Below are 18,118 nucleotides of genomic sequence, written 5' to 3'. Positions count from 1 at the left end.
CAAAAAAATCAATCGGTCAAAAACTGCTCGCGCAGCACGCCCATGGCTTGCTGCACGGGGCGGTCGGAAAAACTGAACAGCACGACATCGTCTTGCGGGCAGTCGAAGGCCACGCTGGCCCACGACGGCACAACGAAGGTGTCGCGCGGAGCAAACTCGAAGCGCTGGCCGCCGATATCCACGCTGCCATGCCCCTCAACCACGCTGTAGACGGTGCCGTCGGTGCTGCGCGCGCGCTTGCCCTTGAAACCTTTGGGCAGCAGCTGCATGAAGGTGGCCATGGTGGGCATGGGCGAGCCGCCCGTCAGCGGATTCGTATAACGCAGCTTGTAGCCATGCCAGTCGTCGATGGCGTCCGTGCGCGACAGCAGGTCCAGCGCCTCGCGCGAACGGGCATACGGGTAATTGAAGATGGGCGAGGTCGTGCCCTCGTGCAGCTGCTTCACGGGCGCCATGTTGTAGCCGTAGCGGGCGAAGCTCTGGCCTTCCGGACGGCTGACCGTCTGGCTGTCCTGCGTGTCATTTTCCGCGAAACCCGAATCGAAATAGCGCAGCATGGGAATGTCGAGGCCATCGAGCCAGACGACCGGCTCGCAGACGCCGTCCACACCCAGGTTGCCATGGTCATGCCAGGTCCACGAGGGCGTGATGATGAAGTCACCGGGGTGCATGGTGGTGCGCTCGCCCGCCACCGTCGTGTAGGCGCCCTGCCCTTCGACGACGAAGCGCAGCGCCGACTGGCTGTGGCGGTGCGATGGCGCCACTTCGCCGGGCAAAATCAGCTGCAAGCCCGCGTACAGCGATTGGGTGATCGACGAGCGGCCCGGCAAGGCCGGGTTTTCCAGCACCAGGACCCTGCGCACGGCTTCGTGGGCCGTAATGACCTCGCCGGCGCGCGCCAGCTGCGGCGCGATATCGGCATAACGCCACAGGGCCGCCGCATACGGCGCCGTCGGATGGGGCGGCACCAGGGTGTGCAAGGATTGCCACAGCGGCGACAGATGCATGCCGCTCAGGGCTGCATATAAAGCCTCGCGTTCGGGCGTTTGATGGGAAGTCATGCTGCGTCCTTCTCGGTGGTGGCCAGGCAGGTTTGCGCCGTCCAGCCGTACAGCCAGGCCAGCGCTTCATAGAATTGCGCGGGCGTGCGCCCGCGCCATAAATCGTTGCGCACCAGGCGCTCGACGCCTTTGGCGTGGTACAGGCGGCCCATTTCGCGCGCCGACAGCACCACGCGCGCCGTGCGGGCGATGCGCGAGGTCTGGTACAGCTGGAAGGCGGCGGCCATGTCGAAATCGCAGGCGCGCACGGCCTCGCCCAGGGTGACGGCATCTTCCAGTGCCATGCAGGCGCCCTGCGCCAGGTATTGCAGCATCGGGTGGGCCGAGTCGCCCAGCAGGGTCATGCGCTGCGTGCTCCAGTTGTCGACGGGATCGCGGTCGGCCGTGCTCCAGCGTTTCCAGCTGGTCGGCTTGTGCAGCAACTGGCGCGGTTGCGCGTGCACGCCGTCGAAATACGACAGCACTTCTTCCTTGCTGCCGTCCGTGACGCTCCACGCTTCCTGCTCGCGGCTGTGGAAGGTCACCACCAGGTTGTATTGCTCGCCGTTGCGCAGCGGGTAATGCACGAGGTGGCAGTTCGGCCCGGCCCAGACGACGGGCGCATTCCAGCGCAGGTCGGCCGGCATGTCGGCGGCCGGCACCACGGCGCGGTACACCACGTGGCCGGAAACGCGGACCTTGTCGCCCACGATGCGCTCGCGAATGACGGATTTGACGCCGTCACAGCCGATCAGCACATCGGCGCGAAAACTGCGCCCGGCCGCATCGACCACGGTGACGCCCGTGTCGTCTTCCACCACGTCCGTCACCTGCGACGAGGTCACAAACGTGATCAATGGCGAGGTGCGCACCGCGTCGAGGATGGCGCCGTGGATGTCGGCCCGGTGGATCACGGCGTAGGGGTTGGCGAAGCGTGCGCGGAAGGCCGCATCGACGACAAAGGTACCTACCTCGGTCGCGTCGACGGCGTCCATCATCACCAGGCGCTCCGTGAAGACGGCCTTGGCGCGCGTGCGCTCGCCCACGCCCAGCGCGTCGAGCGCGGCGAAGGCGTTGGGCGCCAGCTGGATGCCGGCGCCGATTTCGCCCAGGGTCGAGGCCTGTTCCAGCACGGTGACAGCCAGCCCCAGGCGCGACAGGGACAGGGCGGCGGCCATGCCGCCGATGCCGCCGCCGACGATCAAGACCGACGGTTTGTGGGTAGCTTCCATTTCTTTCCTCCAATTGATCTGTGTGCTTGCGCGATGCACGTTTGCCGTGCTCTTGGTATGACAAGCAGTGTGCCGACAGGTCAATATTTGGTAAAGCGATGGAATACAATAACCACAATCACGTTTTTAAATAATGGTGGAATCCTCTTATGTCGCGCTTCGATATCGAATTGCTGTTCATCTTTGACGAGATCTATAAAAGCCGCAATGTGACGCGTGCGGCGGAAAACCTGGGCTTGCCGCAATCGACGGTGAGCATCGGCCTGGGCAAGCTGCGCACGCATTTCGGCGACCGCCTGTTCGCGCGCACCTCGAAAGGCATGGAGCCGACGCCGCGCGCGCAGAACGCGGTGCAGGACGTGCGCGCCGCGATTGCCGCCTGGCAGCATGCGCTGGCCGACCAGCCCGTGTTCGACCCGGCCGCCAGCACGCGCGAATTTGCCATCTGCATGACGGACATCAGTGAAATCGTGCTGCTGCCCACCCTGCTCAACCACCTGCAGCAGATCGGCCCCCACATCACGCTGGACGTGTCGAAGATCGCCACCGACACGCCGGCGCGCCTGGAAGGGGGCGAAGTGGACCTGGCCGTGGGCTTCATGCTGCACCTGGAATCGGGGTTTTATCAGCAGAAACTATTCGACCAGCATTTTGTCTGCCTGGTGGCCAGCAGCCACCCGCGCATCCGCGACACGATTACTGTGGAAGAGTTCCTGCGGGAGGGGCATATCGAGGTGAAAAGCTCGGGCACGGGCCATTCCATCGTGGAGAAGGTACTGGCGGCGGCCGGCGTGCAGCGGCGCATCGTGCTGAAACTACCCAGCTTCCTGGGCGTGTCGCGCATTGTCGCCGAAACCGAGTACATCGTCACGGTACCGTACCGCTACGCGCTGCAAATGCAGGACCACGAAGCGTTCCGCATCCTGCCCCTGCCCGTGGCGCTGCCCAGTTTTTCAGTCAAGCAGCACTGGCACGAGCGCTACCATGAGGATGCGTCGAACCGCTGGCTGCGCCAGACGATGGCGCAGCTGTTTGGGGCTGGCGACGCAACAACATTGCCTATTGAGTAATTTCTCCCCATACTGGCAAGCCTTGTCCTTACATTCCACTGATTGAACATGCTCATCAGCCTGCGCCCCGTCACCGTCGACAATTTTGACCTCATCAGCGAACTGCCTTTGCTGCCCCAGCAGCGCGACTACCTGGCCAGCAACGACTATTCCATCGCGCAAGCGAGTTTCCATCCCGCCATCCTGCATACGCGCGCCGTGTATGGCGACGAGGAAGTGATCGGCTTCCTGATGTTCGTCTCGCCCGACGCCGATGACCCACCCGGCCACTACCAGATCTGGCGCTTCATGATCGACCACCGGCGCCAGGGGCAAGGCCATGGCCGCGCCGCCCTCGCCCTGGCGCTGGCGGAAATCCGCGCCCGCCCGGACGCGCGCAGCATCGAAATTTGCTACAAGCCCAGCAATGCCAACGCGAAACAGTTCTATGTCAGCATGGGTTTCGTGGAAAAAGGCATCGACGCGGATGGCAATGACATGCTGGCCGTGATACAGCTCGGAGCAGCCTGACCGGGCATGGCGGGCAAGAATGGGCAAACTGCGCTATGCTGCATCGGCCCCACCACTTTACAAGGAACACCATGACCCTGATCGTCGTCGCCACCATCGATGCCCAAGCGCAACATATCGACGCCGTGCGCGCCGCGCTGGAAGCCGTCGTGCCGCCGAGCCGCGCGGAAAGCGCCTGCCTGCGCTACGAATTGCACCTCGACAACAAGATTCCCACACGCTTCATCATGCTGGAAGAATGGACCGACCAGGACGCGCTGACGGCGCATTACGCGACGCCCCACTTCAAGGCGCTGGTGGCCGCCGTGGGCGACAAGGTCGTCAAGATCGACGTGGCCGAGTTGAGCAAGCTGAAGTAACGGCAAGCGCGTGGCCATACTGGAAAGTTGCCATCTATAATATGTCAACTTTTCTTTATGGCCATCATGACACCATTTTCCAAGCTACGCGGCGCCGTAGCGGCAGCCGCCTTGACACTCTGCGCCGGCGCCTTCGCGCAAGCGCCCATGCCCAATCTCGTGGGTGAATACAATTTGCTCTCGTCGACAACCGTGCCGCCCAGCAGCTGGGGCTATTCCAAGGCCCGCGTGTCGATCAAGCAACTCGATGACCATCACTTGCTGATCCTGCTCGCCTGCGAATGGAAACGCGAACCGAAGGCCGTCTGCGGCGATTATTTCTATGCCCAATGGCGCGACGACGGCCTGTATCTGCAGGACATGAACACGTTTGCCATGCGCCTGTACTTCGACCCCGCCACGCGCAAGCTCACCATCATTTCGCGCGGCGCCGACGCCAAGCAGAGCGTACGCCACGAAGTGTTCGGCACGACGACCGCGCCGCTCGTCGATACCGCCCTCGTGCGGCGCATGAAGCGCGAGCAATCGAATGCCGACAGCAAGGAAAACCGGCGCGTGTTCGGGCCCTACACCAAGTGGCAGTATCAGGAAAACCGCATCGAATTCCAGCGCCAGGACTTGACGACGCGATGAGGCGGCAACTGATCCAACCCATGCGGCGCCAGCTGCTGCGCCTCGCCGGCGTCCTGCTGTGCTCGCCCGTGCTTGCGCGCGCGGCCGACAAAGACCTGCCACGCGCCGTGCGCCAGCGCATCGTGGCCACCCTCGACGCACCGCTGCCCAAGGTGCTCAATGTGCACCATCTGGCGCTGATACGGCGTTTCAATATCGGCTGGTCGCCCGTGGAAAGCGGCGCGCCCATGCTCAATCCGGCGTACCCGCTGGGCAAGGGCGATACCGTGGCACTGGCCATGCAAGCCATCGCCAGCAAGGATGCGGCGCTGGCCGCGCAGCGGCTGATGGAAGCGTCGCTGCTGCTGCCCCATTTCGTGCAGATGGCCGACCTGAAGCCGGGCAGCTATGCCAACGGCAAGGTGCCATTCGTCCTGACCGCGCAGCATGTGACGCTGCTGCGGCAACAGTCGTGGATGACGCTGGAAATGCTGGGCATGGGCGCGGAAGATTACCTGGCCGAAGGCTACTGGCCCACCCCGTCCGTCGACGGCAAGCGCCCGTACGGCGACTTCACGAATTACCCGGTGGAAATGGCACAGGCGCTGGGCCTGCCCGTGCGCCAGCAGGCGGACGGCAGCCTGGCCATCACGCCCGCGCTGAGAACAGAAATGAAAGCGCTGCACCAGCAGACCATGCCGGCGCTGCAAGTGTTCGTGCGGGAAGCAGGGTTGAGGCGCAATACCGTCTAAGGGTGTCCCGCGCCAGATTGCCCTGTGTTACAGGGAATCGAGCCTGGCAAGCATCGTGGCTGCCTGCTGCCGGAAAGCCGCGATCGTCGCCGCGTCCATTTTCTCCAGCTGGCGATACGCCATGCCGATGCGGGGATTGCGTTCCAAAGTCTCTGCATTGCGATGGAAAAAATCCCAGTACAGGGCATTGAAGGGACAGGCGCGCTCGCCGACGCGCGCCTTTTTATCGTAATGACAGCCTTTGCAATAATCGCCCATGCGGTCGATATACGCGGCGCTGGAGACATACGGCTTGGTGGCCAGCAGCCCGCCATCGGCGAACTGGCTCATGCCGACGGTATTGGGCAACTCCACCCATTCGAAGGCATCGATATAAATGCCCAGGTACCAGCCATGCACCCTGGCCGGATCGAGGCCGGCCAACAGCGCGAAATTGCCGATCACCATCAGGCGCTGGATGTGATGCGCGTGGGCCTGCTCCAGCGATTGGGTGATCGCCTGCGACAGGCAATGCATCTTCGTCTTGCCATCCCAGAACCATGAAGGCAGCGGGCGCGTGTGGCCAAAAAAGTTCTTCTCCGCATAGCCGGGCATATGCGCCCAGTAAACACCACGCACATACTCGCGCCATCCCAGTATCTGGCGGATGAATCCCTCCACCGCAGCCAGGGGCGCATGGCCGGCGTGATATGCCGCCTGCGCCCTCGCGACGACTTCGCGCGGGTTGAGCATTTTGACGTTCAGCGCGAACGACAGCAGGGAATGAAACAAGCGCCAGGCCTTGACGCTCATCGCATCCTGGAAATCGCCAAAATGCGGCAAGGCCCGCTCGATGAAGGCATCGAGCTGCTGCAGCGCCTCATCCCGGTTCAGCGCCCACGCCAGCCGGTCGGCGTGGGGAGCGCCAAAGTTTTTCACGCCTGCGGCGACGATGCTTTGCCATAACGGGGAATGGTCATGCACGGTGCGCGAATCTTGCGGCTCGGCGGGCGTACCGCGCCAGGGCTTGCGATTATCGTGATCAAAGTTCCATTGGCCGCCGACGGGTTTTTTCGCGTCTTCCATCAGCACCTTGTGCGTGCTGCGCATCTGGCGATAGAAAAACTCCATCAGCCATTGCTTGCGTCCAGCGAAAATATCGGCAGCCTCATGGCGTGCCGTATAGAAATGCTCGCTGTCGACCATCAGCCAGGGAATGGTCGAGCGTCTTCCCGCCTGGTACAGCTGCTGGTCAAGGCGCCATTCGTCGGGTGCCTGATACTCGAAGGCGCAAGCGTCGTAGTGACGAATCAGCGCTTCGATATTCTCCGGTATCGTCCGCGTGCTTGCCACCTCGTCAATGGCGATGTAATGCACGCTGTGGCCAAGCTGGCGCAGCTGGCGCGCCAGATCACGCATGGCTGCAAAGATCGCCAGGATTTTCTGCGCATGATGCAGCACATAGTCGGTTTCCTGCCTTACCTCCATCAGGACATAGATGGTGGCGGCATCGACTTCGGTGAACCAGCGATGCTGCGCATTGAGCTGGTCGCCGAGTATCAGGCGCAGTGTGGGCTTGGGTGACATCATTGTCCTGTATCAATTGACATCGCGTCGGCTAAGCTTGCGGCACGGGCTGCGGCGCCAGCTGCGGCATAGGAGCGGGTGCCGGAGCGGGTTCCGGCACCGCCTTGCCATGCGTGTCCTGCTCGCCTTCTGCCGGCACGGCCAGCGGCGCTGGCGGCACGCCTTCCTGCAGCAAGTCTCCCGGCTCTTCCACCGGCTCATCCTGTGGCGCCTCGACCGGTTCCACATGGCGCAGCGGCGGTGGTGGTTTGCCGCCGGGGAAGATGGCGTCGCGCGACAGCTTGCCCGTGTCGAGCGCCGTCTTGAAGAAGTCGCCCACCACCAGCACGGCGTTGTGGCCGCCCTGGCCCCAGTAATTGCTGCGCATGGTGACCCTGGCGTCATTAAAACCCACCCAGGCGCCGCCCACCAGTTCCGGGTGCATCAAAATAAACCAGCCGTCCGCATTGTTTTGCGTGGTGCCGCTCTTGCCGGCCACGTCGGAGCGGATGCCGAAACGGCTGCGGATGGCCGTGCCCGTGCCCCGGTCGATGACGCCACGCATCATGTCCGTCAGGGTGGCGGCCGATGCCGCCTGCATGGCGCGCTGGGGCTTGTCTTCGCCGAAACGGGCGATGACCTTGCCTTCGCGGTCCGTGATGTGCGTGACGACGAATGGCAGGCGCGCTTCGCCCTGGGCCGCGATGCTGGCGTAGGCGTTGACCATTTCCAGTAAGGTGACGGGACTGGTGCCCAGCGCCAAGGATGGCACTTTTTCAAGCTTGCTGTCGCGGATACCGAGCGCGCGCGCCAGTTTGATGATCGACGGCAAACCGACATCCTGCATCACCTGTGCCGTGATGGTGTTTTTCGAGTACACGAGGCCGTCGCGCATGGTCATGTCGCGTCCCGTGGTGCCGCTCATGTCGGTCGGGCGCCATTTGGTGCCGTCGGCCGCCTTGATATCCATCACTTCATCGCGATACACATGCTCGGGGCTCAGGCCCTTTTCCAGCGCCGCGCCATACACGATGGGCTTGAAGGTGGAACCGGGCTGGCGCGCCGCCTGCGACACGTGGTCGAATTGCTCGCGCGCAAAGTCGCGGCTGCCCACCCAGGCGCGCACGGCGCCCGTGGCCGGGTCCATGGCCGCAAAGCCCGCTTCCAGCCGCGTCTTCGACTTGCGCAGCGCCGCCATGAAGGCGCGGTCGCCCTTCAGCTGCGCCAGCGCCGCCTCGGGCGTGGCGCCGGCCGCCGTCAGCTTGCGGTAGTCGCCCGATTCGCGCACGAAGGAATCGAGCAGGGCCGGATGCGATTTCCAGAAATAATCGAAGGCCACGCTGCCAGCCTGCATGCCCGCGTACATGCCCGTCGAAGTGGACGACGGCACGCCCGCGCGGCTCCATTCCACGTCGGCGATCGCTTGCAAGGCATTCGCCTGGCGTTCGACGGCGCGCTCGGCCGCCTGCTGCAAATCGTGGTCGAGCGTGGTGTGCACCACCAGGCCGTCGCGCTCCAGGTTGTAATCGTTTTCGTCGGCCCAGTCGAGCAGCCACTTGCGCACATAGGCCGTGAAATGGCTGTCCGATTGCGCCCGCTCGCTCTGGCGCTCGAAATGCAGGCGCAGCGGACGCTTGATCAACTGTTTATAGCGCGCCTCGTCGATGACGTCGTGCTTGCGCATCTGCCCCAGCACCACGTTGCGTCGCTGCAAGGAACGTTCGGGATTGCCGACGGGATTGTAGTAATTCGTGCCCTTGAGCATGCCGACCAGGGTGGCGCTTTCCAGGATGTCGAGGCGCGATGCGGGCTTGTCGAAATACGTACGGGCCGCCATTTCGATGCCGTAGGTGTTGTACAGGAACGGTACCGTGTTCAAATACGCTTCGAGGATTTCCGTCTTGCTATAGGTGGCCTCGATCTTCAGCGCGGTGATCAGCTCCTTGAGCTTGCGGTTCAGGTTGCGCGAGCGGCCTATCTCCTCGGGGAACATATTACGCGCCAGCTGCTGCGTGATGGTGGAACCGCCCTGCGGGTTGCCCCCGGCCGTGTGCAAGATGGCGCCCGCCGTGCGCGTGAAATCGATGCCGTGGTGTTCGTAGAAACGGTGGTCTTCCGTCGAGATCAAGGCGCTGATCACGTTCGGCGAAATCTGTTTTAACGTGACCCGTTCCTGCAAGCCCTGGTCGAAACGCACCAGTTCCTTGCCGTCGGTGCTGACCATGGTGCTCGGTGCGGCCGCGCGCGCCTGGCGCAAATCGTGGATGCTCGGCGTCAGGGGAATCAGCAGCAGCAGGTACAGCGTCAACAAGGCCAGCAAAGCCAGGAACGACCACAGACCCAGCACCAGCGCGCGCCGCACGGGCGGCAAGGTCATCAAGTGAGCATGGCCGCGCCGGTACAGCGCCACTGCCTTGACCCATGCCAGCCCCGCCACACGAACGACCTGCGCGCGCGCCTGTATCCACGCCTGCCGTGCTTTTTCCTGAAACTGCTCCATGCCTGATGCCATGCTTGTAACCTTGTCTGATGCCGGATGATCCGTTTCAGCAAGTATATAGGGCGGGCAACAAAGCGGGCCGGAATTTACGCCAGGCAGGCATCGAGGCGCGCCAGCGTAACGCCGATATACGCGCCCACGCAGCGCACGTCATGCGTCGTAAACGGGTTTTCCAGCTGCAGCAGGCCGCAATCGCAGACGACGGGGTCGACCTGGGTCACGACGCCGAGCGCCAGGTAGCGCCAGCCATCGAGGCGCACCAGGCGCTTTTCCCGGCCGGGATTGGCGCGGAAGATGGCGTCCCAGTCGCCCAGCTCGCTGACCATGGGCCACAGTTCCGCCTGGAATAGCGTGCCGGCGGCCAGTTGCACGCCGCCGAACTCATCCATTACGTGCAGGCGCTGGCCGTCCACCTCGATGACGGCTTCCAGATAGTCGCCCTCGGTAGCGATGAAGGTGGCCGTGACGACTGCGTGCGTCACTTCTGCGCCTGCTCCAGCAAGGCCGGCAATTCTTTCAGCATGGCCTCGCGCGTGCGCAAGCCCGCCGATGGCAAGCCCTTCTGCTCGTCCTGCACCAGGCGCGCAAACACGATGCTGCGCTCGCCCTTGCTGGCCCAGCCCACGAACCAGCCGTAACCATGCGCCTCATCGAAGCTGCCATCGGCCTTGCGCGGGAAGGCCGCGCCCGTCTTGCCATGCACTTGCCAGCCGTCCACGTCCGCCAGGCGCGTCAGGCGGCGCGTCTGTTCCATCGCCTGTTTGCTGACTGGCAACTGATCGTTGACCAGCTTGCGCAAGAAACCCAGCTGTTCCAGCGCAGAGATCTTCAGCGAAGAGCTGATCCACGAGCGCTCCAGGCTATTCTCCTTGCCCTTGTCGCCCGACACATCCGCATTGCCATAGCGCAAAGCCTTGGCGTACTTCTGGAAGCGCTCGGCGCCCAGCGCCTGCGTGATCTGCTGCGAATACCAGACGACGGAATACTGCATCCAGCGCGACGGGTCCGTATCCTGACGCCACGCGTCACCGCCCCAGTCCACATAGCCCTGGCGGTATGGCAGGGTCGGCTGGTGCTCATCCTTGAGGAAACCGGCGTCATAGCCCATCAGGCTGAGGGCGATCTTGAAGGTCGAGGCGGGGGTGACTCGGTCGAGGCAATTACCCTCTTGCAACAAGACGGCGCCCGTTCTGGCGTCGGCCATGGCGGTGCAGATGGTGCCGGCCTGGGCCTGCGAGGCGGTCAGCGTGGCGCCTGCCAGGCCGAGGATGAACGGAAAAAATGCGCGGTATTTCATGGGCCTCCGGGGCTGGGGAGAAGGACAAAGCGAAATTGTACCGGTCAGCACGGCGCGATGCCAGCGCAGATACATCGCCTTGACGCTAGCGCCCCGCCGGCGCGCCCGGCTGGCGTTGCCGTTTCAAATGCTCCTCTTCCAGCTCGTCCATGCCCAGCTTTTCCTCGTCGATCAGCGCACGTTCGCGCCGCTCACGCTCCAGTTCCTCTTCCAGGGCGCCTTCACCAGGCTCCTGCGCAATGTTCTCCGGCATGCTGTCTTCCTCCACGGTGGTTGAGTGAAAAGCTCAGGCAAGCTGGCCCGCCTGCGCCACGGCATCGTGCGGATGCAGGCTTTCCATATGCCGTACGGTAACACGCGCCTGCGCATGATGTGGCGCCAGTAACGCCAGCGCCGCCTGCACGCGCCGGGCCGCGTCTTCCACGTACATCAGGTTAGCACCATTCAAGCGCGCGAACGCCTGCTCGTCGGCCCGTTTCACGGCCGTTTGCAGCGGCGTCGCCAGCGCCGCTTCCACCCGGTCGATCAGGGGAAACAGGTCCAGCTCATCCTGCTGCGTCAATGGCACGGTCACCGTCGCCGTGCTGCGCTGGCTGTGCGGCGTGGCCAGGCTGGCGTGTTCCCGCAGCCAGTCGCGCGCGGCCGCGCCCTCGATGCCGCCCGCGCCGAATTGCGCCGCAAACGCATCGGCGAGCAATTGACGTGCCAACGCCGCCGAACACGGGCACGTCGACGAGTAGCCGATCTCCACCGTCAGGGTCAGGGCAAAGCCCTGCGGCGAGCAACTGGCCTGCAGGCGCACGGGATACGATTTCCAGCCCGACAATCCCGCCGTCAGCAGCGCCGGCTGGCGCCGTAGCAGGGGAAATGCCAGCGCCAGACGCGCCTGCGTGCTGCCGCAATCGGCGTGGCTGTCCACCATGCGCCGCAGCACGGCGGCCAGCGCGCCCGCATCGAGCGGCTGCGCGGCGGCAAACGCGTCGAGCAGCAGATACAAACGCGACATGTGGATGCCCTTGACTGTCGGATCGGGCAGATCGACTTGCACGTCGGCCCAGGCATGCACTTGCTGCGCTTGCCCGCCCTCTTCCAGCCACAGGGGCAAGGCGATGCCCTGCATGCCCACCCATTCCAATGGCAAGGGGTGGCCCAAGTGGGGGCCGGCCGCCACATCGGGCAGGGGCGTGGTAAGGGAATCGCGCTTCATGGTCATGGCTCCATATGCAAACAAGTTGCATATCATGGAGAAAAAGCGCCGCATTTGCAAGTGTCTTGCATTAAAACGATACAATGATTTGGCTTGACTTACTTTCACGTGTCAGATAATGTTGACACATGACAGATACAAAAACATCCCCCACCGGCGACCGCTTGCGGGCCATGCTGGCGGCGCTCGACAATCCGCACCGGCTGCGTATCATCGCGGCGCTGGCCAGCGGCGGGCGCAACTACATCAGCCAGCTGGCGCGCGACCTGGGCATCAGCCGGCCCCTGCTGCATTTGCACCTGCAAAAGCTGGAACACGCGGGACTGGTCACCAGCCAGCTGGAACTGTCGCACGACGGCAAGGCCCTCAATTACTTTGAAGCCAGCCCATTTGAATTGCTGCTGACGCCGGCCAGCATCGCCGCGGCGGCGTCCACGCTTACTTCCAACCCTGAATAACCGAGGCCATCATGACTGAAAATGCATTCTTCGCAGCGTTCTTCTTCAGCTGCACCGCCGCCGTCCTCATCTTCGCCTTCAAATATGCATCCAGCGTCGCGCAAGCCCGCGCCCGGCTGGCGCAAGACAGCGCCTACCAGGAGCTGGCCAAGTCCATGGCCGCCGCGCAGGTCGAAACGGCAACGTCGCTGGCAGCATTGAGCGCTTCCGTGGCACAGATCCAGGCGCGCTTAAGCAGTCTGGAGACGATTCTCAAGGAAGTCGAATAAACCCTTTCATAGTCACCCCACGACCAGGAGACCGCACCATGAATACCGTATCGACCGCCCGTCTATATGCGCTGCGCGCCATGTATCTGCTGGTTGTTCTGGGCCTCGGCAGCGTGCTGTGGCCCGGCATCGTCACGCCGCACGCGCCGTGGGAACTGGCGCGGGGCACCGTCAACTGCATGCTGGCCGCGTTCTCGCTGCTATGTTTGCTGGGCTTGCGCTATCCGCTGCAGATGCTGCCCCTGCTGCTGTGGGAAGCGCTGTGGAAGACCATCTGGCTGCTGCTCGTGCCGCTGCCGCAATGGCTGAACGGCCAGATCGATCCCGCCACCGCAGCAACCGCGTTTGAATGCGCGTTCGTGGTGCTGGTCTACCTGGCCATTCCGTGGCGCCATGTGCATGCGCACTACATCCTCAAGCCGGCCACGCCGTGGCGCCAGCTCAGGCAGCCTTGCGAAACGTCAGATTGATGCGCTGCGCGCCCAGCACCACGTGTTCGCCTTCCTTCAGCGGCGCCACGCCGTGGAAGCGCAGACGGTCAGGGCCGCCCCACACCACCACGTCGCCATGCAGCAAAGGAATGCGAGCCGCCTTGTCGGCCCGCTCGGCGCCGCCGAACAGGAAGGTGGCGGGTAAACCAAGCGAGACGGAAACGATGGGCGCGGTGAAATCGCATTCATCGCGGTCCTGGTGCAAGGCCATGCGCGCACCGGGCGCATAGCGGTTGACCAGGCAAGCGTCGGGCGTGAAGCCCGCATAGCCGGCCGCCAGCGCCGCCTCCCGCGCCAGGCGCAGGAACACGGGCGGCATCGGCGGCCAGGGACGACCGCTGGCCGGATCGAGCCGCGCATAGCGGTAGCCGCGTCCATCCGTGATCCAGCCCTGGGCGCCGCAATTGCTCATGGCAACGGACATGCGCAAGCCGCCCGGCGTGGCCATGTGGCGCAGCGGCGCCGCCAGCACGATGGCGTCCAGCGCCGGCAGCAGCTCGGACAGATACGGCAGCGCAAAAGCGCGCAGCAGGACCGACGCGGACGAGCCCGGCACCAGCGGCGCGGGGCCGGCCGGGGCCTGGTCTTCATCGGCAAACAGGGACAGGTTCATGCCGCCTATTTTAGCCCCATTAACAAAATGCCCCCATGCTGCGCTACAGTAGCGCTCTCAGCCACTACTTGACTCCCTGACGATGGATCATTACGCCGATTTGCTGCAAACACTCGCGCAACAGGAAGAATCCCTGCAATTCGAACGCTTCGACAACGACGCCGCGCTGGCCGTGGGCCTGTGGATCGTTGAAGAAGTGCGCAAGCGGGGCAAGGCCGTCACCGTGAACATCACGCGCAACGGCCAAGTCCTGTTCCACCACGCCATGACGGGCGCCACGGCCGACCAGGCAGACTGGATACGCCGCAAGAACCAGACGGTGCAGCGCTTTTGCCACAGCTCCTACTACATGGGCATCTCGTATAAAAGCCGCGGCAGCACCTTCGAAGACGTGAAATACCTCGATGACATCGAGTACGCGGGCCACGGCGGCGCATTCCCCCTGCTCATACGCGGCGTGGGACTGGTCGGCACGGTGAGCGTTTCCGGCCTGGCGCAGGCCGACGACCACGCGCTGGTGGTAGCGGCGCTGCAGGCGCAGCTGGAACGCTAAGCTTCCAGCGCCCGGCGCAAGGCGGCGCGCGCCAGCAAGCGCGTGGAGTCGAGCGTCGGCAGCGGCGAATTGGCGTCGCTGATGATCAGCGGGATTTCCGTGCAGCCGAGGATCACGGCGTCGCAGCCCTGCTCGCGCAAGCCGGCGATGACGGCCTGGAAGCGCGCCACGCTGTCCGCCTTGACCACGCCCGGCACCAGTTCTTCCATGATGATGCGGTTGATCTCGCTGCGTTCGTCCTCGCCGGGCCGCACGCAAGCGATGCCGCGCGCGGCCAGCCTGTCCGGATACACGGCGCTGTCGACCAGCCAGCGTGTGCCCGTCAGCCCCACGCGGCGAAAACCGCGCGCGGCCGCTTCGGCGGCGACGACGTCCGCGATATGCAGCCACGGCAGCGGCGAACGGGGCGCCATCAGCTCGAATGCCTGGTGGATGGTGTTGTCGGGGCAGATCAGGAAATCGGCGCCGGCTGCGGCCAGCTTGCGCGCCGACGCCAGCATCAGTTCGGCCACGCCGGCCAGGTCGCCCCCGTTCAGGCAATCCACGTAACGCGCCAGCGACGGCGTGTGCATGGATACTTCCGGGTGTTCATACGCCCCCAGCGCATGCGCGCCCTCTTCGCAGATGGTGCGATAGCACAGGGCCGCGCCTTCGGCCGAACAGCCGACGATGCCAATATGTTGGGTCATGTGATCTTCCTTTTCAATTAAATGCGCTGGCCGCCGTCGATGGGAATTTCCGCGCCCGTGATATAGGAGGCGCGCTCGCTGCACAGGAACTCCACCAAATCCGCCACTTCGGCCGTCGTACCCAGGCGGCGCAGGGGAATTTGCGTGTCGACGATGTGCGAGGTGCCCGGCGATAAAATCGCCGTGTCGATCTCGCCCGGCGCGATGGCGTTGACCCGCACGTTCAGCGGCGCCATGTCGTTGGCCATTTCGCGCGTCAGCGACGCCAGCGCCGCCTTCGAGCTGGCGTAGGCGGAACCGGCGAACGGATGCACGCGGTAGCCGGCGATCGAGCACAGGTTCACGACGGCGCCGTGCGCATTCGACAATTCCTGCGCGAAGCCGCGTGTGAGCGCCAGCGGCGCAAAGAAATTCGTGTTGTACATTTCCTGCCAGGTCTGCATGTCGGTGGTCAGCGAATTGACGCGCGAACCGCCCGGCCCCTTCGGCGACACGCCCGCATTGTTCACCAGCGCGTGCAGCTTCGAGTCGCCCAGCATGGGACGCAGTGTCTCGACCATCTGCCCGATCTGGCTCAGGTCCGACAGATCCATGCACACATGCGTGTTGTGCTCCTGGCTGCGCGGACAGCCGCCCGGTATCGGGCTGCGCGAGACGGTAATCACCCGCCAGCCCAGGCTGCGGAAGCGTTCGGCCACGGCGTGGCCGATGCCGCGGCTGGCGCCCGTGACGATGGCGGTTTTTTGTTCACTCATGTTCTTCCTTGTTCTGTTCTTGTTCGGTTGTGCCGGCGTGGATGCGCTCCTGGCGCATGACATAGGCCAGCATCTGCGCGCCGCCGTCGAGAATGTCCTGTTCGATGGCGCGCCGCGCGGCCGCGCCGTCGCGCTGGCGCAGCGCGCCGAGGATGGCGTGGTGGTGGCCGACCCGCATGTCGGGCGAAAAACTGGCGTAGCCGGCGGCGATCAGCGGCGCCGTCTGCATCCACAGGTGGTCGACGAAGCGTTTCAAGGTCGGCATGCCGGCCGCCTGCGCCAGGGCCAGGTGAAACGCCTGGTTGCATTGCAGGGCCGCCGCCAGATCGTGCCGCGCGATCGCCTCTTCATTGGCCTGCAGCAGGCGCTCCAGGTCGGCCAGGGTGGCGTCGTCGATGCGCTGCGCCGCCTCGAACGCGCCCAGCCCTTCCAGTTCCAGGCGCAGCGCGCGGATTTCCAGGTAGCGCGCCACGCTCAGCACGGGCACGCGGAAGTCGCGCGGCGAGCGCAGCACCAGCGCCTCTTCCTGCACCAGCTGCAGCATGGCGTCGCGCACGGGCGTGACGCTGGTGCCCAGCTGCAGCGCCAGCTCGCGGATGCGCAGCCGGTCATTCGGCTGGAAGCGCCCCGCCGCCAGCGCGTCGCGCAGCATCGCATAGACGGATTTGCCCAGGTTGACGTGCTGCAGACTGTCCAATTGGTGGTTCATGCGTATTTTTGATCTTTTGAAATTATGATGCATCATACATCAACACATAAAACAGCGTTTTTCCAGGCGTGCGCCGCAGGCAGGAAACACCGCCAGCACGTACAATCAGCCGCCACCGTATTGAAAGGAGCGCACTTGAACTGGGATTATCCGCACGCCCACACCCTGCCCGTCACGCCCGAAGCGGGCGACATCGATGGCTTGCAGCATACGAACAACGCCGTGTATGTGCGCTGGTGCGAGCATATCGCCTGGCACCACTCGGCCGTCCTGGGGCTGGACCTCGACGATTACCGGCGCCTGGACCGGGCCATGGCGATCCGCCGCGGCGAATACGACTACCTGCTGCCGACGCGGGCCGGCGAAGCGCTGACCCTGGCCACCTGGCTGTGCGCCAGCGACGGCCGCTCCAGCATGGAACGGCGTTTCCAGCTGATCCGCGACAGCGACGGCGCCACCGTCGTGCGCGGACGCTGGGAATTGATCTGCATCGAATTGAGCAGCGGCCGCGCGCGCCGCCTGCCGCCCGAGTTCCTGGCCGTGTACGAACCAGCCATCGTCGCGGCGCGCCAGAGCGCGCAGGATTAAGCTGGCAAGCGCGCCGGCTCCAGCGCGATCAGCACCAGCAAAATGCCCAGCGGCACGGCCAGCGCGGCGAAACCCACGGCCAGGTAGGCAAAGGCGGCCAGGATGGCGCCCACGGCAAAGCCCAGCAAGGGCCAGAAGCATTTCACGCAGCGTTCGCGCGTGGCGCCATCGGCCGCGCCGCGCAGCACGTCGACCGTGTCGATCACCAATTGCGTCACATTGCCCGTCATCATGGACGTGGGCGCCAGGTGCGCCAGCAGCAAGCGGCTGATGGCGCTGTGCGCGCCCATGGCGGCCGCGCCGAACAGACCGGCCGCCATCGCCAGCGCGCCCGGCTCCGCCGCCAGCGGCTCGGCCAGCACGCCAGACACCATGAAACCGAGCAGCAGCGCCAGCTCCAGCAGCAGCGCCAGGCGCAGCGCCGGTCCGCCGCGGCGCTCGGCCGCCACCGTCAACAGCCGCGCCGCCGCCACGCCCAGGATAAACGCGGGGAACGCCAGCAGCTTGAGGGCGATCGAGGCGTGCGTGGCATTGGCCAGCGCCGCGCCGATCAGCACGAAGTTGCCCGTCACATGGGCCGTGAACAGGCCGAACAGGGCGACAAAGCCCAGGGTATCGACATAGCCGGCCAAAAAGCCCAGGCTGATGCCTTGCAAACGGCTGCGTTGCGCAAGCTGCATACACGCTCCTTGAAATTTGTCATCATGATACCGCGCCGCCAGCGCAGCCTGCAGCGGTTTTGCGCGCCGTTCGGCGAAGATGCGGGGCTTTTCTTGCGCCTCCGCAGTGCAACATGCATTTCGCTCCTGCTTTGCGCGCCCATGCTTTAGAATCAGCGACCTCAGCCCCGTAAAAACAGGATAAAACAT

At 64.4% G+C, this 18,118-nt stretch carries 23 protein-coding genes; 10 read left to right on the top strand and 13 right to left on the bottom strand.

Annotation, left to right across the window (positions count from 1 at the left end; all coding sequences use genetic code 11):
- Window positions 1–8: 8 nt before the first annotated feature.
- Both gtdA and KY494_RS00920 read right to left on the bottom strand, forming a co-directional pair.
- Window positions 9–1,061, bottom strand: a complete 1,053-nt coding sequence (gene gtdA, locus KY494_RS00925; protein ID WP_219889511.1) for a gentisate 1,2-dioxygenase — start codon at window positions 1,059–1,061, stop codon at window positions 9–11.
- Window positions 1,058–2,272 carry a 3-hydroxybenzoate 6-monooxygenase gene (locus tag KY494_RS00920; protein ID WP_219889510.1) on the bottom strand — a complete coding sequence of 405 codons (1,215 nt, stop codon included), beginning with the start codon at window positions 2,270–2,272 and terminating at the stop codon, window positions 1,058–1,060. Before KY494_RS00920 ends, gtdA begins: the two co-directional genes overlap by 4 nt.
- 149 nt (window positions 2,273–2,421) lie before the next feature.
- Here KY494_RS00920 and KY494_RS00915 point away from each other — a divergent pair, with 149 nt between their 5' ends.
- From KY494_RS00915 to KY494_RS00895, 5 genes are all read left to right on the top strand, one after another.
- The gene (locus tag KY494_RS00915; RefSeq protein ID WP_219889509.1) at window positions 2,422–3,342 is read left to right on the top strand and encodes a LysR family transcriptional regulator; all 921 of its coding nucleotides are present in this window, start codon (window positions 2,422–2,424) and stop codon (window positions 3,340–3,342) included.
- A gap of 48 nt (window positions 3,343–3,390) precedes the next feature.
- Window positions 3,391–3,852: a GNAT family N-acetyltransferase gene (locus KY494_RS00910; RefSeq protein WP_219889508.1), complete on the top strand. Its 462-nt coding sequence runs from the start codon at window positions 3,391–3,393 to the stop codon at window positions 3,850–3,852.
- A gap of 71 nt (window positions 3,853–3,923) precedes the next feature.
- Complete coding sequence (locus tag KY494_RS00905) at window positions 3,924–4,211, top strand: putative quinol monooxygenase (protein ID WP_219889507.1); 288 nt, start codon at window positions 3,924–3,926, stop codon at window positions 4,209–4,211.
- A 66-nt stretch (window positions 4,212–4,277) separates the two neighbouring features.
- Window positions 4,278–4,844 (top strand): hypothetical protein, encoded by a 567-nt coding sequence (locus KY494_RS00900; protein ID WP_219889506.1) that lies wholly within the window; start codon window positions 4,278–4,280, stop codon window positions 4,842–4,844.
- Window positions 4,845–4,864: 20 nt separating this feature from the next.
- On the top strand, window positions 4,865–5,575 hold the full coding sequence (locus KY494_RS00895) for a hypothetical protein (protein ID WP_219889505.1): 711 nt from the start codon (window positions 4,865–4,867) through the stop codon (window positions 5,573–5,575).
- 27 nt (window positions 5,576–5,602) lie between these two features.
- On the opposite strand, the gene KY494_RS00890 is transcribed toward KY494_RS00895, so the two are convergent.
- The 6 genes from KY494_RS00890 to folE2 all read right to left on the bottom strand — a co-directional run bounded on the left by KY494_RS00890 (window position 5,603) and on the right by folE2 (window position 12,130).
- A complete protein-coding gene (locus KY494_RS00890) occupies window positions 5,603–7,144 on the bottom strand; it encodes a cryptochrome/photolyase family protein (RefSeq protein WP_219889504.1) in 1,542 nt (513 codons plus the stop codon).
- 28 nt (window positions 7,145–7,172) lie between these two features.
- Window positions 7,173–9,632, bottom strand: a complete 2,460-nt coding sequence (locus tag KY494_RS00885; RefSeq protein ID WP_219889503.1) for a penicillin-binding protein 1A — start codon at window positions 9,630–9,632, stop codon at window positions 7,173–7,175.
- A 74-nt stretch (window positions 9,633–9,706) separates the two neighbouring features.
- Window positions 9,707–10,102 (bottom strand): hypothetical protein, encoded by a 396-nt coding sequence (locus KY494_RS00880; protein WP_219889502.1) that lies wholly within the window; start codon window positions 10,100–10,102, stop codon window positions 9,707–9,709.
- The gene (blaOXA, locus tag KY494_RS00875) at window positions 10,099–10,917 is read right to left on the bottom strand and encodes a class D beta-lactamase (protein WP_219889501.1); all 819 of its coding nucleotides are present in this window, start codon (window positions 10,915–10,917) and stop codon (window positions 10,099–10,101) included. The genes KY494_RS00880 and blaOXA overlap by 4 nt, the downstream gene beginning before the upstream one ends.
- An 85-nt stretch (window positions 10,918–11,002) precedes the next feature.
- Complete coding sequence (locus KY494_RS00870) at window positions 11,003–11,170, bottom strand: hypothetical protein (protein WP_157751084.1); 168 nt, start codon at window positions 11,168–11,170, stop codon at window positions 11,003–11,005.
- A 33-nt stretch (window positions 11,171–11,203) separates the two neighbouring features.
- Complete coding sequence (folE2, locus tag KY494_RS00865) at window positions 11,204–12,130, bottom strand: GTP cyclohydrolase FolE2 (protein ID WP_219889500.1); 927 nt, start codon at window positions 12,128–12,130, stop codon at window positions 11,204–11,206.
- Between the two features lie 122 nt (window positions 12,131–12,252).
- On the opposite strand from folE2, the gene KY494_RS00860 reads away from it, so the two are divergent.
- From KY494_RS00860 to KY494_RS00850, 3 genes are read left to right on the top strand one after another with little or no spacing between them, the layout of a single operon-like run.
- Window positions 12,253–12,582 carry a winged helix-turn-helix domain-containing protein gene (locus KY494_RS00860; RefSeq protein ID WP_219889499.1) on the top strand — a complete coding sequence of 110 codons (330 nt, stop codon included), beginning with the start codon at window positions 12,253–12,255 and terminating at the stop codon, window positions 12,580–12,582.
- An 11-nt stretch (window positions 12,583–12,593) separates the two neighbouring features.
- On the top strand, window positions 12,594–12,851 hold the full coding sequence (locus tag KY494_RS00855) for a hypothetical protein (RefSeq protein WP_219136914.1): 258 nt from the start codon (window positions 12,594–12,596) through the stop codon (window positions 12,849–12,851).
- Between the two features lie 38 nt (window positions 12,852–12,889).
- Complete coding sequence (locus KY494_RS00850; RefSeq protein ID WP_219136913.1) at window positions 12,890–13,321, top strand: hypothetical protein; 432 nt, start codon at window positions 12,890–12,892, stop codon at window positions 13,319–13,321.
- Here KY494_RS00850 and alkB read toward each other — a convergent pair.
- The gene (gene alkB, locus KY494_RS00845; protein WP_219889498.1) at window positions 13,293–13,955 is read right to left on the bottom strand and encodes a DNA oxidative demethylase AlkB; all 663 of its coding nucleotides are present in this window, start codon (window positions 13,953–13,955) and stop codon (window positions 13,293–13,295) included. The genes KY494_RS00850 and alkB overlap by 29 nt on opposite strands.
- Window positions 13,956–14,037: 82 nt before the next feature.
- On the opposite strand from alkB, the gene KY494_RS00840 reads away from it, so the two are divergent.
- On the top strand, window positions 14,038–14,508 hold the full coding sequence (locus KY494_RS00840) for a heme-degrading domain-containing protein (RefSeq protein WP_071077059.1): 471 nt from the start codon (window positions 14,038–14,040) through the stop codon (window positions 14,506–14,508).
- Here the strand turns inward: KY494_RS00840 and KY494_RS00835 are convergent.
- The 3 genes from KY494_RS00835 to KY494_RS00825 are packed head-to-tail and all read right to left on the bottom strand — an operon-like array spanning window position 14,505 to window position 16,661.
- On the bottom strand, window positions 14,505–15,197 hold the full coding sequence (locus KY494_RS00835) for an aspartate/glutamate racemase family protein (protein ID WP_219889497.1): 693 nt from the start codon (window positions 15,195–15,197) through the stop codon (window positions 14,505–14,507). The two genes, KY494_RS00840 and KY494_RS00835, sit on opposite strands and share 4 nt — an antisense overlap.
- A 17-nt stretch (window positions 15,198–15,214) precedes the next feature.
- Window positions 15,215–15,952: an SDR family NAD(P)-dependent oxidoreductase gene (locus tag KY494_RS00830; protein WP_219136911.1), complete on the bottom strand. Its 738-nt coding sequence runs from the start codon at window positions 15,950–15,952 to the stop codon at window positions 15,215–15,217.
- A complete protein-coding gene (locus KY494_RS00825) occupies window positions 15,945–16,661 on the bottom strand; it encodes a GntR family transcriptional regulator (RefSeq protein WP_219889496.1) in 717 nt (238 codons plus the stop codon). The genes KY494_RS00830 and KY494_RS00825 overlap by 8 nt, the downstream gene beginning before the upstream one ends.
- Before the next feature lie 135 nt (window positions 16,662–16,796).
- Between KY494_RS00825 and KY494_RS00820 the strand changes: the two genes are divergently transcribed.
- Entirely contained in the window at window positions 16,797–17,249 is a 453-nt protein-coding gene (locus tag KY494_RS00820; protein ID WP_219136909.1) for a thioesterase family protein, read from the top strand.
- Here KY494_RS00820 and KY494_RS00815 read toward each other — a convergent pair.
- Window positions 17,246–17,929 carry a YoaK family protein gene (locus tag KY494_RS00815; RefSeq protein WP_219889495.1) on the bottom strand — a complete coding sequence of 228 codons (684 nt, stop codon included), beginning with the start codon at window positions 17,927–17,929 and terminating at the stop codon, window positions 17,246–17,248. The genes KY494_RS00820 and KY494_RS00815 overlap by 4 nt on opposite strands.
- Window positions 17,930–18,118 lie beyond the last annotated feature (189 nt).

Source organism: Janthinobacterium sp. PAMC25594, from assembly GCF_019443505.1.
Taxonomy (GTDB): Bacteria; Pseudomonadota; Gammaproteobacteria; order Burkholderiales; family Burkholderiaceae_D; genus Janthinobacterium.
Note: the sequence above shows the minus strand (reverse complement) of the source record. Positions and strands in the feature narration are given on the sequence as shown.

Excerpts from the sequence above, each read along its gene's own strand:
- gtdA (WP_219889511.1), bottom strand. The coding sequence starts at position 1,061 with ATGACTTCCCATCAAACGCCCGAACGCGAGGCTTTATATGCAGCCCTG.
- KY494_RS00920 (WP_219889510.1), bottom strand. The coding sequence starts at position 2,272 with ATGGAAGCTACCCACAAACCGTCGGTCTTGATCGTCGGCGGCGGCATC.
- KY494_RS00915 (WP_219889509.1), top strand. The coding sequence starts at position 2,422 with ATGTCGCGCTTCGATATCGAATTGCTGTTCATCTTTGACGAGATCTAT.
- KY494_RS00910 (WP_219889508.1), top strand. The coding sequence starts at position 3,391 with ATGCTCATCAGCCTGCGCCCCGTCACCGTCGACAATTTTGACCTCATC.
- KY494_RS00905 (WP_219889507.1), top strand. The coding sequence starts at position 3,924 with ATGACCCTGATCGTCGTCGCCACCATCGATGCCCAAGCGCAACATATC.
- KY494_RS00900 (WP_219889506.1), top strand. The coding sequence starts at position 4,278 with ATGACACCATTTTCCAAGCTACGCGGCGCCGTAGCGGCAGCCGCCTTG.
- KY494_RS00895 (WP_219889505.1), top strand. The coding sequence starts at position 4,865 with ATGCGGCGCCAGCTGCTGCGCCTCGCCGGCGTCCTGCTGTGCTCGCCC.
- KY494_RS00890 (WP_219889504.1), bottom strand. The coding sequence starts at position 7,144 with ATGATGTCACCCAAGCCCACACTGCGCCTGATACTCGGCGACCAGCTC.
- KY494_RS00885 (WP_219889503.1), bottom strand. The coding sequence starts at position 9,632 with ATGGCATCAGGCATGGAGCAGTTTCAGGAAAAAGCACGGCAGGCGTGG.
- blaOXA (WP_219889501.1), bottom strand. The coding sequence starts at position 10,917 with ATGAAATACCGCGCATTTTTTCCGTTCATCCTCGGCCTGGCAGGCGCC.
- KY494_RS00870 (WP_157751084.1), bottom strand. The coding sequence starts at position 11,170 with ATGCCGGAGAACATTGCGCAGGAGCCTGGTGAAGGCGCCCTGGAAGAG.
- folE2 (WP_219889500.1), bottom strand. The coding sequence starts at position 12,130 with ATGACCATGAAGCGCGATTCCCTTACCACGCCCCTGCCCGATGTGGCG.
- KY494_RS00860 (WP_219889499.1), top strand. The coding sequence starts at position 12,253 with ATGACAGATACAAAAACATCCCCCACCGGCGACCGCTTGCGGGCCATG.
- KY494_RS00855 (WP_219136914.1), top strand. The coding sequence starts at position 12,594 with ATGACTGAAAATGCATTCTTCGCAGCGTTCTTCTTCAGCTGCACCGCC.
- KY494_RS00850 (WP_219136913.1), top strand. The coding sequence starts at position 12,890 with ATGAATACCGTATCGACCGCCCGTCTATATGCGCTGCGCGCCATGTAT.
- alkB (WP_219889498.1), bottom strand. The coding sequence starts at position 13,955 with ATGAACCTGTCCCTGTTTGCCGATGAAGACCAGGCCCCGGCCGGCCCC.
- KY494_RS00840 (WP_071077059.1), top strand. The coding sequence starts at position 14,038 with ATGGATCATTACGCCGATTTGCTGCAAACACTCGCGCAACAGGAAGAA.
- KY494_RS00835 (WP_219889497.1), bottom strand. The coding sequence starts at position 15,197 with ATGACCCAACATATTGGCATCGTCGGCTGTTCGGCCGAAGGCGCGGCC.
- KY494_RS00830 (WP_219136911.1), bottom strand. The coding sequence starts at position 15,952 with ATGAGTGAACAAAAAACCGCCATCGTCACGGGCGCCAGCCGCGGCATC.
- KY494_RS00825 (WP_219889496.1), bottom strand. The coding sequence starts at position 16,661 with ATGAACCACCAATTGGACAGTCTGCAGCACGTCAACCTGGGCAAATCC.
- KY494_RS00815 (WP_219889495.1), bottom strand. The coding sequence starts at position 17,929 with ATGCAGCTTGCGCAACGCAGCCGTTTGCAAGGCATCAGCCTGGGCTTT.